Annotated in this window: 13 protein-coding genes; 1 reads left to right on the forward strand and 12 read right to left on the reverse strand. The window is 60.8% G+C overall.

Annotation, left to right across the window (positions count from 1 at the left end; genetic code table 11):
* Positions 1-112: 112 nt before the first annotated feature.
* The 12 genes from ACKPCU_RS09435 to ccoN all read right to left on the reverse strand — a co-directional run bounded on the left by ACKPCU_RS09435 (position 113) and on the right by ccoN (position 11037).
* Complete coding sequence (locus ACKPCU_RS09435; protein WP_104738248.1) at positions 113-940, reverse strand: ion transporter; 828 nt, start codon at positions 938-940, stop codon at positions 113-115.
* A 42-nt stretch (positions 941-982) separates the two neighbouring features.
* Positions 983-1531 (reverse strand): adenine phosphoribosyltransferase, encoded by a 549-nt coding sequence (locus ACKPCU_RS09440; RefSeq protein ID WP_104738249.1) that lies wholly within the window; start codon positions 1529-1531, stop codon positions 983-985.
* A 16-nt stretch (positions 1532-1547) separates the two neighbouring features.
* Complete coding sequence (gene fnr / locus ACKPCU_RS09445; protein WP_321351678.1) at positions 1548-2279, reverse strand: fumarate/nitrate reduction transcriptional regulator Fnr; 732 nt, start codon at positions 2277-2279, stop codon at positions 1548-1550.
* 85 nt (positions 2280-2364) lie between these two features.
* Positions 2365-3093 (reverse strand): sulfite exporter TauE/SafE family protein, encoded by a 729-nt coding sequence (locus ACKPCU_RS09450; RefSeq protein ID WP_321351680.1) that lies wholly within the window; start codon positions 3091-3093, stop codon positions 2365-2367.
* Entirely contained in the window at positions 3090-3299 is a 210-nt protein-coding gene (ccoS, locus tag ACKPCU_RS09455; protein WP_321351682.1) for a cbb3-type cytochrome oxidase assembly protein CcoS, read from the reverse strand. The genes ACKPCU_RS09450 and ccoS overlap by 4 nt, the downstream gene beginning before the upstream one ends.
* Positions 3296-5749 carry a heavy metal translocating P-type ATPase gene (locus ACKPCU_RS09460; RefSeq protein ID WP_321351684.1) on the reverse strand — a complete coding sequence of 818 codons (2454 nt, stop codon included), beginning with the start codon at positions 5747-5749 and terminating at the stop codon, positions 3296-3298. Before ACKPCU_RS09460 ends, ccoS begins: the two co-directional genes overlap by 4 nt.
* Before the next feature lie 3 nt (positions 5750-5752).
* On the reverse strand, positions 5753-6271 hold the full coding sequence (locus ACKPCU_RS09465) for a FixH family protein (protein WP_321351686.1): 519 nt from the start codon (positions 6269-6271) through the stop codon (positions 5753-5755).
* Positions 6272-6288: 17 nt separating this feature from the next.
* A complete protein-coding gene (gene ccoG / locus ACKPCU_RS09470) occupies positions 6289-7698 on the reverse strand; it encodes a cytochrome c oxidase accessory protein CcoG (protein ID WP_321351688.1) in 1410 nt (469 codons plus the stop codon).
* A gap of 206 nt (positions 7699-7904) precedes the next feature.
* Positions 7905-8795, reverse strand: a complete 891-nt coding sequence (gene ccoP / locus ACKPCU_RS09475) for a cytochrome-c oxidase, cbb3-type subunit III (RefSeq protein ID WP_321351690.1) — start codon at positions 8793-8795, stop codon at positions 7905-7907.
* On the reverse strand, positions 8792-8983 hold the full coding sequence (locus tag ACKPCU_RS09480) for a cbb3-type cytochrome oxidase subunit 3 (protein WP_104738257.1): 192 nt from the start codon (positions 8981-8983) through the stop codon (positions 8792-8794). Before ACKPCU_RS09480 ends, ccoP begins: the two co-directional genes overlap by 4 nt.
* A 6-nt stretch (positions 8984-8989) precedes the next feature.
* A complete protein-coding gene (gene ccoO, locus ACKPCU_RS09485) occupies positions 8990-9598 on the reverse strand; it encodes a cytochrome-c oxidase, cbb3-type subunit II (protein ID WP_321351693.1) in 609 nt (202 codons plus the stop codon).
* Between the two features lie 11 nt (positions 9599-9609).
* Positions 9610-11037: a cytochrome-c oxidase, cbb3-type subunit I gene (gene ccoN, locus ACKPCU_RS09490; protein ID WP_321351694.1), complete on the reverse strand. Its 1428-nt coding sequence runs from the start codon at positions 11035-11037 to the stop codon at positions 9610-9612.
* Between the two features lie 341 nt (positions 11038-11378).
* Between ccoN and ACKPCU_RS09495 the strand changes: the two genes are divergently transcribed.
* Entirely contained in the window at positions 11379-11996 is a 618-nt protein-coding gene (locus tag ACKPCU_RS09495; protein WP_321351695.1) for an alpha/beta fold hydrolase, read from the forward strand.
* Positions 11997-12039 lie beyond the last annotated feature (43 nt).

Below are 12039 nucleotides of genomic sequence, written 5' to 3' on the forward strand. Positions count from 1 at the left end.
GACTCGAGTGCCGCCGATTGTCCGGTGGAAATGGCGACGTTTGTTATTGTTTGCCGCTTGATGATATGCAAAGCCCGCAGTGAGTACCACCCCGGGCATGCAAGGGGGTGACTCAGTCGCGTGGGGGCAGCTGTTTGCGCAGTTCCTGCAGCTCGCTGCGCAAGGCCTGCAGCTCACTGAGCAGTGCCTGTGGGCTGGCCGGTTCGGCCGCCGCATCGGCGGCAGTGTTGGCCTCACGTTGGTGCTGGATTGCATCGACGATGACAGCAATGAACAGGTTCAGCATCATGAAGGTAGCGATCAGGATGAAGGGAATGAAGTACAGCCAGGCGTAGGGAAATTCCTCCATTACCGGCCGCACGATGCCCATCGACCAGCTCTCCAGGGTCATGACTTGGAACAGGGTGTACAGGCTATCGCCTAGGGTGCCGAACCATTCGGGAAATGCTTCGCCAAACAGTTGCGTGGCAATGACTGCGGCGACGTAGAAGATCAGCCCCAGCAGCGCGACGATGCTACCCATGCCGGGCAGCGACGATAGCAGCGATTGCACCACCACCTTCATGCTCGGCACGATGGAAATCAGCCGCAGCACCCGCAATACCCGCAGGGCACGCAGCACCGCCAACGGTCCGCTGGCCGGTACCAGCGCGATGGCAATCACCAGGGTGTCGAACAGACCCCAAGGGTCGCGCAGCAGGCGCCAGCCGTGGGCGATGAAACGCAGGCCGATCTCGATGACGAAACAGCCGAGGATCAGGTGATCGAGCAGTCGTAGCATGCCGCCCCAGCGTTGCATCACCGAGGGCGCCGTTTCCAGTCCGAGAATGACCGCGTTGATCAGGATCAGCGCGGTGATGAAGTATTGAAAACGGGGGCGTTCCAGCCAGGCGGCAAGACGCTCGCGCCAGTGCGCGTTGAGTTCCAGGGTTGTGTTCATGGTGCTCTTCGGGAGAGGAGATAACGGCCCGCGGGGCGGGCCTCAGTGCTCGTTCTCTGCAAATGCGCAGAGTGTGTAGGTCGGAATGCCGCTGTCTTGCATGACCTGAGAACCGCCGAGGTCCGGCAGGTCGATGATAGCGGCGGCCTCATAGACATCGGCGCCGCATTGACGAACCAGACTGGCTGCAGCGAGGAAGGTACCGCCGGTAGCGATCAGGTCATCCAGCAGCAGCACCTGCTCGCCACCGGTGAGAGCGTCACGGTGCATTTGCAGGGTGGCTTCGCCGTATTCGGTGGCGTAACCGGCGCTGATGGTATCAGCAGGCAGCTTGCCGGCCTTGCGGAACAGCACCAGCGGACGGTTCAGTTCGTAGGCGAGAATCGAGCCAATCAGAAAACCGCGGGCATCGATCGCGCCGATGTGGGTCACCGGGCTGTCGATATAGCGCTGGATCAGGCTGTCCGCCACCATGCGCAGCCCTTTGGGTGACTGGAACAGTGGCGTGATGTCGCGAAAGGTTACGCCTTCCTTGGGAAAGCCGGGCACTGGTCGGATCAGGGACTTGATGGCGTATTCGTCAAAGATCATCGCTGGGTCCTGAAGGTCAGTCGAGTTGGCCGCCGGCCACCGCACACAACTCGCCGTGGTCGAGAATCTGTACTTCCTTGCCGTCGGCGGCAATCAGTCCCTGCTGCTGGAAGCGGGTAAAGACGCGAGACACGGTCTCGACCGCCAGGCCAAGGTAGTTGCCGATGTCGTTGCGTGACATTGCCAGACGGAACGAGAGGGCCGAATAGCCACGAGCACGGAAACGCGCCGACAGGTTGATCAGCAGAGTGGCGATACGCTCGTCGGCGGTCTTCTTCGACAGTAGCATCATCATCTGCTGATCATCGCGGATTTCCCGGCTCATCAAGCGCATGACCTGACGGCGCAGCGTCGGCATGGTGGCGGTGAGGTCGTCCAGGCGCTCGAAGGGAATCTCGCATACCGAAGTGGTTTCCAGTGCGACAGCGGTGACTGGCTGGCGCTCACCGTCCATGCCGGACAGGCCGATCAGCTCGCTGGCCAGATGGAAGCCGGTGATCTGCTCGATCCCTGCATCGTCCACGGTGAAGGTCTTGACTGTGCCTGCGCGCAGTGCATAAAGCGAGTCAAAGGAGTCGCCCTGACGAAACAGCACTTCCCCCTTGCGCAGTGGGCGGCCACGCTTGACGATACTGTCCAGGGTGTCGAGCTCTTGATCCTGTAGTGCCAACGGCAGGCACATGGCCGCGAGGCTGCAGTCCTTGCAGTGCGCTTCAGGAAGCGCTTTGAGTTTGATTGCATCGGTCATGACGGTGACGGCTCCGTGTGTCAATGAGCAAAGCGTACAACATGCGAGGCAGAGCTGCCACGCCCGGGAGTGTTGCAACAGGTTTTCACGGGTGTGACTGGTGCGATTGCGACGGCAGGCTCAGGTGCTGCATCAACCATTTCTGGTGTGGACCGGGCAGTGTCCAGATGCCGAACAGAATAACCAGTAGCGCAGCGCTGACGCGCAGGCTGCGGCGCCGCAACAGTGTGGTCAGGCGCTCGGCAGCGGCGCCTGTGGCGAGCAGCGTCGGCAGCGTACCGAGGCCAAACGCCAACATCAACAACGCTGATGTCACGGCATCGCCGTGGCTGCTGCTCCAGATCAATGTACTGTAGACCAGACCGCACGGCAGCCAGCCCCAGAGTGCACCCAGTAGCAGTGCCTGACGCGGGCGCTGTACCGGCAGCAGGCGACGGGCGTGCGGTTCGATATGGCGCCACAGGCCGCGCCCGACCCCTTCGATCCGGGTCAGGCCGGACCACCAGTTGGCCAGATACAGGCCCATGGCGATCATCATCAGGCCTGCGATGCCGCGCAGCAGTACGTCCAGTCCGGCGCCATGCAGTGCCCAGCCCAGGCTGCCAATCAGCGCACCGGCGAGGGTGTAACTGGCGATGCGGCCGGCGTTATAGGCCAGCAGCAGACGCCAGAGCGGCCAGCCACGGCGTTGCTCCGGTGGGATGGCCATGGTCAGGGCGCCCATCAGTCCGCCGCACATGCCAATGCAGTGCCCGCCACCGAGCAGGCCCAGAGCCAGCGCGGTCAGTAGCTGGGCAACAAGTAGTTCACTCATTTTGTTTGATCGCTGTCGTCATGCTCGGCGTTGTCTTCGCGCTTCTGAGCGGCGAGGTGGGCCGGGTCGTCATCATCGAACAGAATACTGTGAGCCGGGCTGTCGAGGTCGTCGTACTGACCATTGTTAACCGCCCAGTTGAAGACCCAGATAGCGATAATTACCAGCACGATGGCAATGGGCACCAGGATGTAAAGAACGGTCATGCGCTTGCCTCCGGTAGATGGCTGGCGGCTTGGCTGCTGGCGGGATGGCCGACGCGAGTCAGTCGCAGGGCGTTGAGTACGACCAGCAGCGAGCTGAGTGACATGCCGAGGGCGGCGAGCGCTGGGGTAACCAGACCGAATGCGGCCAGCGGCAGCACGACGAGATTATACAGGGTAGCCCAGCCGAGGTTCTCAATCATGATCGCTCGGGTCTTGCGGGCAATGGTCATGGCCTGCAGCAGGGCGCTCAGATGGCTGCCGAGCAGCACTGCGTCGGCGTTGGTCTTGGCCAGATCAGATGCGTTGCCCATGGCTACCGAGATATCGGCACTGGCCAGTACCGGGACATCGTTGACGCCATCACCGAGCATCATCACCTTTTCTCCGGCGGCCTGGCGCGCCTGGATGAAGGCCAGCTTGTCGTCCGGGCTGGCGTTGCCGATGGCCAGCTTGATGCCAAGCGTGCGGGCGACGCGATCGACGACCCGTTGATGGTCGCCGGACAGCAGGACGATTTTCAGGCCGCGGGCGCGCAGTCCGTCAATCAGCTCGCCAGCGTCGCTGCGCAGCCGGTCATTGAGAGCAAACCAGCACAGCGGTCCCTGTTCGCCGGCGAGCAGCAGCCATTGGCCGTCTCCAGCAGGGCGCTCGGGTTCAGCCTGGCCGGACAGCGCCATGGCGAAATCGGGCTTGCCGATGCGTAGCATCTGGCCGTCGCATTTGCCTTCCAGCCCCTGGCCGGGCACGTTGTTGCATTGCTGTGCCTGGGCGCTGCTGCGGCCGAATGCGCGGGCGATGGGGTGCTCTGAGTGGCTTTCGAGCATCTGCGCCCAGCGCAGGGCCTGATCCGCATTGACCCCGGCCAAGGGCAGCACCTGCTCGAGTGTCATGCGGCCTTCGGTCAGGGTGCCGGTCTTATCCAGAATGACCGTCTGGATCTGTGGCAGCCCTTCGAGCACGTGGCCGCGGGTGATCAGCAGCCCCAGCTTGTGCAGGCTACCGGTGGCGGTGGTCAGCGCGGTGGGCGTGGCCAGTGACAGCGCGCAGGGGCAGGTGGCAACCAGCATCGCCAGAACGATCCAGAAAGCCGTGTGCAGATCGGCCGCCCACCACCATGCGCTGCCGACCACCACGGCGGCGAGCAGCACGGCCAGCAGGAAGTACTGGGCAACGTCATCAGCCAGACGGCCGAGTCGCGGTTTGTCGGACTGGGCACGTTCCAGCAGACGAACGATAGCGGACAGCCGCGTCTCCTCGCCCAGCGCCTCGATGCGCAGGCGCAGCGGGCCTTCCACATTGAGTGTGCCGGCGGTGACGGTATCGCCGGCTGCTTTGGCGATCGGCAGGTACTCGCCGGACAGCGCGGACTCATCAAGGCTGCTTTGGCCGCTGATGATGGTGCCGTCGGCGGGGATGCTTTCCCCCGGTTTGACTTCCACCACGTCACCGCAGCGCAGCTCATCCAACATGATGCGCTGGCTGTTGCCGTCGGCATCTATGCGCACGGCGCTGGGCGGCAGCAGGTTGACCAGTTTGGCGGTGCTTTCGACCGTACGCTGTCGAGCCCGCCGCTCAAGGTAGCGCCCGGCAAGCAGGAACAGGGCAAACATGGTGACCGAGTCGAAGTAGACCTCGCCGCTACCGATCAGGGTGGCGTAGATACCGGCCAGATAGGCACCGCCAATCGCCAGCGAGACAGAAACGTCCATGCTAAGGCGCCGGTTGCGCAGGTCGCGCCAGGCACCCTGGAAGAAGGGCGCACAGCTGTAAAACACCACGGGTGTGGTCATCAGCAGGCTGGCCCAGCGCAGCAGGTCGGCCATGCGTTCGGTGACGTCCTGGTTGAATTCCTCGGACAGAGCCATGGTCGCCATCATTACCTGCATAAACAGCAGGCCTGCCAGTCCCAGACGACGCAGGTAACGACGGTTCTCGGCAGCGATCTGCTCCGAGGCCTTGTCCGGCTCGTAGGGGTGGGCAGCGTAGCCAATTTTGCGCAGCGTTTTGAGCAGCGTCGACAGCCGGGTCTGGTCCTCTTGCCAGCGCAGGGTGAGGCGTTGGTTGCCCATGTTCAGGGCAGCGTCACTGACCCCGGGCTGGGCACGCAGGTGGCGTTCGATTAGCCAGCCGCAGGCTGCACAGCTGATGCCTTCGACCAGCAGTATGGCCTGTTGCTCTTCACCTTCACGTCGGGTGAAGCGCTGCTGTACGTCGTCCCGATCGTACAGCTCCAGTTCTTCCTGCAATGCACGTGGCATGGCCTCGGGGTTGGCCGAGGTTTCGGTACGGTGACGGTAGTAGGATTCGAGACCCGCGCTGCAGATGGCTTCGGCCACTGCCTGACAGCCGGGGCAGCACATCGGCCGCGATTCGCCGAACACGGTAACGTGCCAGGGCGCGCCGGTGGGAACCGGCTCGCCGCAGTGGTAGCAGGGGGTGGGGTGGGACATGCCTTACTTTGCAGTCAGCTGGTATTGCTTTCCCTTGGCCAGATGCAGTTCACCGGTCAGGCGCCATCCATCGTCGCCTGAGTTGTCCGGGTCACCCAGTTCGATGTAACGACGCCCTTCGATACGGTTTTCCAGCTGGCCGGTGTAGGTGTTGCCCTGAATCTGGCGCAACACGATGCTGCGGTCGCGGGAGGCGTGGGTCGGCGAGATCAGATCGAGTTTGAGACTGCTTGGCAGCGCCTGCAGCTCGCCACCGAGCTGCAGGCTGATATCGCCGGTCACATCGTCAATACTGAAGCCAGCCACAATGCCCAGCCTGCTGGCATTGTGGTCCTGGTCCAGGTACATGTTGATGGCCTTGCCTTCACTGTAGTAATTGTCGCGAACCAGACTGTCAGGATTGAGGGTCGCGACCATCAGCAGGCCAATACCAATGAGCACCGCAAAACCAAGGATGGCAATAACAAACCATGCCCAGAACTGCTTATACCAGGGTGAGGTTGAGTTGAGGTGCTGCGTCATGCTTGGTCCTGTGGTCATCAGCGAACCTGCGGTGCCATAAAGCGGCTTTCGGCTTCGGCGCGCACGTCCTCATCATCAGTTGCGGTCACTTTGAAGGTGATCGGGATGTTGGTCGCACCACCCAGCTCGGCCGGATCCATCTGCACGTTCAGAGGCAGCTCCAGCTTGTGGCTAGGGGCTACGGTGAGACGGTTGTCGGGCAGTTCCAGTTTCAGGCCCGGATGCCCAGCCACTTCGATCTGATAGGTTCGCTCGGTCTGTGCCTTGTTGAAAACTTTGACAATGTACACGTTCTCGACATCACCAGCACTGGTTTCTCGATACAGAACGTTGCGGTCGCGTTCAATATCCAGCGACACCTGGCTGAGGTTGCCCACAGTGATGATGAACAGGCAGATCATGGCCACCAGAGCGGTACCGTAACCGATCAGGCGAGGGCGCAGCCAATGGGTGTGCTTGCCTTCAAGTGCGTGCTCGGTGGTATAGCGAATCAAGCCGCGCGGGTATTCCATCTTGTCCATGATTTCATCACAGGCGTCGACGCAGGCAGCACAGCCGATGCACTCGTACTGCAGGCCTTCACGAATGTCGATGCCGGTAGGGCAGACCTGGACACAGACCTGGCAATCGATGCAGTCACCCTTGCCAACTTCTGCCGGATCGACCCCTTTCTTGCGTGCGCCGCGTGGCTCACCGCGTTTGGTGTCGTAGGAAACGATCAGGGTGTCGGCATCAAACATGACGCTCTGGAAGCGGGCGTAGGGGCACATGTAGATGCACACTTGCTCACGCAGCCAGCCAGCGTTGATGTAGGTCGCGGCGGTAAAGAAAAATACCCAGAACAGTGCCCAGCCGGCGATCTGCAGGGTGAAGATGTCGACGAACAGCCCGCGAATAGGCGTGAAATAGCCGACGAAGGTAATCGCGGTGATCAGTGATACCGCCAGCCAGATGCTGTGCTTGGCCGCCTTGCGCAGGAGCTTGTTGGCGCTCATGGGGGCGTTGTCGAGCTTGAGTCTGGCGTTGCGCTCACCTTCGGTTACGCGCTCGGCCCACATGAAAATCCAGGTCCACACGGTCTGCGGGCAGGTATAGCCGCACCAAACGCGGCCAGCGAACACGGTAATAAAAAACAGGCCGAAGGCGCAGATGATCAGTAGAAACGACAGCAGGAAGAAGTCTTCCGGCTGGAAGGTTGCGCTGAAGATATGGAACTGGCGCGCTGGCAAGTCCCACAGCACGGCCTGGCGGTCGCCCCACGGCAGCCAGACGGTGCCGAAGTAAAGCAGAAACAGGAAGGCTACACCAAGCAGCCGAATGTTCTTGAACAGGCCCTTGTAGGAGCGGGTCTGAATCTTGTTGCGTTTGGCATACAGGTCGATGGTTTCGACCTTGGGAGTCACATCTTCGAGAGGGATCTTGCTCATGGTCAGGCTAACCCTATCAGGCAGGTAGGATGGCTAGGCAGACTGGCCTCACGTAGGGACAGACTTTGCCTTCAGTACAGAAAATAGACCTCTTGGGCCAGTAGAACAATGCGACCGGTAGTCGCGTGCAGGGTCTATTGACCTAGGTCATAAAGTAAAACGGGGAGACCTAGTCTCCCCGTTTTACTGTCAGAACACCCTGCGTGTTACTGCGCGTCTTTGTGGGACAGGCTGTAAACGTAGGAGGCGAGCATGTGAATCTTGTCCTCGCCCAGGTGTGCCTGACTCGGCATGTGACCGTTACGACCGTAGCGGATAGTCTGCTGGACTTGCAGGTTGCTGGAACCGTACAGCCAGATGTCGTCGCTCAGGTTCGGCGCCCCCAGTTGCTGGTTGCCCTTGCCCTCGGGGCCGTGGCAGACCGCACAGGTGTTGGTGTAGATAGTCTTGCCTGCTGCCAGGTCGACACCTTCGGTTTCCAGACCAGACAGGCTGCGGACGTAGCCAGCGACATTGCGGACACCATCTTCGCCGATGACCGCCAGCCAGGCCGGCATCGCAGCCTGACGGCCGCCACGCAGGGTAGTCTTGATGGTCTCCGGGTCACCGCCATACAGCCAGTCGTTGTCGGTCAGGTTCGGGAAGCCGAACGCGCCGCGGGCGTCAGAGCCGTGGCAGACCGAGCAGTTGGTGGCAAACAGACGTTGGCCGATGGCAACCGCTTCCGGGATTTTCGCGACGTCTTCTACCGGCATGGCCGTGTATTTGGCAAAGATCGGCGCAAAGCGCTCTTCAGCTCTGGCAACTTCAGCCTCGTACTGGCCAACCTGAGTCCAGTTCAGGTAGCCCGGCCATTTGCCCAGGCCTGGGAACAGGAACAGATAGACCGCAGAGAAGACCATGGTCAGGATGAAGAGCATGAACCACCAGCGGGGCAGGGGGTTATCGTACTCCTCAATACCGTCAAAGCTGTGGCCCAGGGTCTCGTTAGTCGGGCCGGGACGCTGGGTTTTGCGGGTGGCCAGCAGCAGCCAGAGGATCAGGCCAAGGCAGGTCAGGGTCAGAATGACAATGTACCCGCTCCAGAAATTAGTCATTGCTTGTTACTCCTAGCATCTTTGTGCTGCTCGTCCGAGGTCTCTTGCACGTCGTCGTCGGCAAACGGCAGCTGAGCGGCTTCGTCGAAGTCCTTCTTCTTGTATGAGCTGTAGGCCCAAATCACGACGCCGATGAAGGCCACCATGGCGAAGACGGTGCCGAGACCCTGGAGAGTGCTGTTATCCATGGTGGCTTACCGATCCGACAGGACAGTGCCGAGGTGCTGCAGGTAGGCGATCAGAGCATCCATTTCGGATACACCCTGAACGGCTTCCTTGGCACCGGCGATGTCTTCGTCGGTATAGGGAACACCCATGCTGCGCAGCACTTCCATCTTCTTGGCGGTGTACTTGCCATCAAGTACGCCTTCCTGAAGCCAGGGGAATGCAGGCATTTTGGATTCCGGCACTACATCCTGAGGTTTGATCAGGTGAGCGCGGTGCCAGTCGTCGGAGTAACGACCGCCGACACGAGCCAGGTCCGGACCGGTACGCTTGGAGCCCCACAGGAAGGGGTGTTCCCAGACGCTTTCACCGGCAACAGAGTAATGACCATAACGCTCGGTCTCGGCACGGAACGGACGGATCATCTGCGAGTGGCAGCCAACGCAGCCTTCACGGATGTAGATGTCGCGACCTTCCAGTTCAACCGCGGTGTAAGGGCGCAGGCCCTCAACCGGTTCGGTGGTTTCCGGCTGGAAGAACAGCGGGACGATCTGCACCAGGCCGCCGAAGCTGATCGCAATGACGATCAGGACGACCATCAGACCAAGGTTTTTTTCTACTGTTTCATGCAGTTTCATTAACGCGTCCCTCAGGCAGTCTGTGCGGCGGCTTCGAGGTTGGCCGCTTTGCTGTGGCGCACGGTACGCCATACGTTGTAGGCCATCAGCAGCATGCCAATCAGGAAGAAGGCACCGCCGATTGCGCGGACGATGAAGCCGTAGTGGCTTGCTTCCAGTGCTTCAACGAAGGAGTAAGTCGGTGTGCCGTCTACGTTCACTGCGCGCCACATCAGACCCTGGGTGATGCCGTTGACCCACATGGAGACGATGTACAGTACGGTACCGATGGTCGCCAGCCAGAAGTGGGTGTTGATCAGCGCGGTGCTGTACATGGCTTCACGGCCGAACACTTTCGGGATCAGGTGATACAGCGAGCCAATGGAGATCATGGCAACCCAACCCAGTGCACCGGCGTGTACGTGACCAATGGTCCAGTCGGTGTAGTGCGACAGCGCGTTGACGGTTTTGATGGCCATCATCGGGCCTTCAAAGGTGGACATGCCGTAGAACGCCAAAGCCACAACCAGGAAGCGCAGGATCGGGTCGGTGCGCAGTTTGTGCCAGGCGCCGGACAGGGTCATCATGCCGTTGATCATACCGCCCCAGGAGGGTGCCAGCAGAATCAGGGACATGACCATGCCCAGGGACTGAGCCCAGTCAGGCAGAGCGGTGTAGTGCAGGTGGTGCGGACCGGCCCAGATGTAGATCGCGATCAGCGCCCAGAAGTGCACGATGGACAGGCGATACGAGTAGATCGGACGCTCTGCCTGCTTGGGAACGAAGTAGTACATCATGCCCAGGAAGCCGGCAGTCAGGAAGAAACCAACCGCGTTGTGGCCGTACCACCACTGAACCATGGCGTCGGTTGCACCGGCATACAGCGAGTACGATTTGGTCAGGCTGACCGGAATCGCCATGCTGTTGACGATGTGCAGGACGGCAACGGTGATGATAAAACCACCGAAGAACCAGTTACCTACATAGATGTGCTTCATCTTGCGCTTCATGATGGTGCCAAAGAACACCAGAGCATAGCTGACCCAGACGACAGCAATCAGGATGTCGATCGGCCATTCCAGCTCGGCGTATTCCTTGGTGGAGGTCAGACCCATCGGCAAGGTAACGGCGGCGAGCACGATGACTGTTTGCCAGCCCCAGAACGTAAAGGCTGCCAGGCCATCAGAGACCAGGCGGGCCTGCGAGGTACGTTGTACCACGTAGTAGGAAGTGGCAAACAGGGCACATCCGCCGAAGGCGAAGATGACCGCGTTAGTGTGCAACGGACGCAAACGTCCGAAGGTAGTCCACGGCAAGCCAAAATTCAGTTCGGGCCAGACCAGTTGGGACGCAATGAAGACGCCCATGGCCATGCCCACGATACCCCAGACCACCGTCATGACGGCGAACTGGCGTACCACCTTATAGTTATAGGCTGTCGGAGTGGTAGCTGTGCTCATGCGAGATTCCACGGATAGCAGTTGGTTTATGGGTATTAAAGCGTTGGCAAGTATGAGGAAAGCCCGTGCTCATTGCAATGACATAGGTCAGTGCTGCGGTGCCTTGCAGAGCCTCTGGGCTGGTCGGTTGCGGTAGCTAAAACCGGCACCCAGCTGCTCTTTGCTGGCTGCCGTATGCCCCCGAATGACTCGCACAGGGCGCTGCGCAGTTCTGCCATTGGCGGCAGACCGTGCCTCGCTCTTGAGCCTAGCCAGCTATTGCCGAGAAGTGAAGCTGGCAGGTGCCGCCAGTGTGTGACAAGGTGTCGCACTGTTTCAGTGCATACATATAAAAGGAAGGTATGAGCGTTTCATTTCTTGTTGATGAACCAACTGGCGCTCCGTTAGCACAGCTGTTGCTGGCTCATGGCGCGGGCGCCCCGATGGATAGCCCGTTCATGGATTTGCTCGCGGCGGCGCTGGCTGCGCGTCACGTGCGGGTGCTGCGCTTCGAGTTTCCTTATATGGCCGAGCGGCGGGAAACCGGGCGCAAGCGTCCACCGAATCCGATGCCGGTGCTGCAGTCTGCGTTTCGTGATCAGGCGGGTCGGATTGATGCTCCTTTCTATGTCGGAGGCAAGTCGATGGGCGGGCGGGTCGCCAGCATGCTGGCTGCCGAGATCGGCGCCAGTGGCTTTGTGTGTTTCGGCTATCCATTTCATCCGCCGGGCAAGCCGGAGCGCACCCGTATTGATCATCTGCAGGAGCTGGGTTGCCGCGGGTTGATAGTGCAGGGTACCCGCGACCCGTTTGGCAAGCCGGATGAGGTGGCTGGCTATGCGCTGGACCCCGCGTTGCGTTTGCACTGGCTGCAAAGCGGTGAGCACGACTTCAAGCCGCTCAAGGCCAGCGGGTTGACCCAGCAAGGGCTGATAACGGAGGCCGCCGAGGTGGCGGCCGGGTTTATGCGCGGCATTTGAGGCGCGGCCGGGTCGCCGTCCCACTGCGTCTGCTCCTGAGGCT

The sequence above is a fragment of the Halopseudomonas oceani genome, from assembly GCF_963677335.1.
Classification (GTDB): domain Bacteria; phylum Pseudomonadota; class Gammaproteobacteria; order Pseudomonadales; family Pseudomonadaceae; genus Halopseudomonas; species Halopseudomonas oceani.

Excerpts from the sequence above, each read along its gene's own strand:
- ACKPCU_RS09435 (WP_104738248.1), bottom strand. The coding sequence starts at position 940 with ATGAACACAACCCTGGAACTCAACGCGCACTGGCGCGAGCGTCTTGCC.
- ACKPCU_RS09440 (WP_104738249.1), bottom strand. The coding sequence starts at position 1,531 with ATGATCTTTGACGAATACGCCATCAAGTCCCTGATCCGACCAGTGCCC.
- fnr (WP_321351678.1), bottom strand. The coding sequence starts at position 2,279 with ATGACCGATGCAATCAAACTCAAAGCGCTTCCTGAAGCGCACTGCAAG.
- ACKPCU_RS09450 (WP_321351680.1), bottom strand. The coding sequence starts at position 3,093 with ATGAGTGAACTACTTGTTGCCCAGCTACTGACCGCGCTGGCTCTGGGC.
- ccoS (WP_321351682.1), bottom strand. The coding sequence starts at position 3,299 with ATGACCGTTCTTTACATCCTGGTGCCCATTGCCATCGTGCTGGTAATT.
- ACKPCU_RS09460 (WP_321351684.1), bottom strand. The coding sequence starts at position 5,749 with ATGTCCCACCCCACCCCCTGCTACCACTGCGGCGAGCCGGTTCCCACC.
- ACKPCU_RS09465 (WP_321351686.1), bottom strand. The coding sequence starts at position 6,271 with ATGACGCAGCACCTCAACTCAACCTCACCCTGGTATAAGCAGTTCTGG.
- ccoG (WP_321351688.1), bottom strand. The coding sequence starts at position 7,698 with ATGAGCAAGATCCCTCTCGAAGATGTGACTCCCAAGGTCGAAACCATC.
- ccoP (WP_321351690.1), bottom strand. The coding sequence starts at position 8,795 with ATGACTAATTTCTGGAGCGGGTACATTGTCATTCTGACCCTGACCTGC.
- ACKPCU_RS09480 (WP_104738257.1), bottom strand. The coding sequence starts at position 8,983 with ATGGATAACAGCACTCTCCAGGGTCTCGGCACCGTCTTCGCCATGGTG.
- ccoO (WP_321351693.1), bottom strand. The coding sequence starts at position 9,598 with ATGAAACTGCATGAAACAGTAGAAAAAAACCTTGGTCTGATGGTCGTC.
- ccoN (WP_321351694.1), bottom strand. The coding sequence starts at position 11,037 with ATGAGCACAGCTACCACTCCGACAGCCTATAACTATAAGGTGGTACGC.
- ACKPCU_RS09495 (WP_321351695.1), top strand. The coding sequence starts at position 11,379 with ATGAGCGTTTCATTTCTTGTTGATGAACCAACTGGCGCTCCGTTAGCA.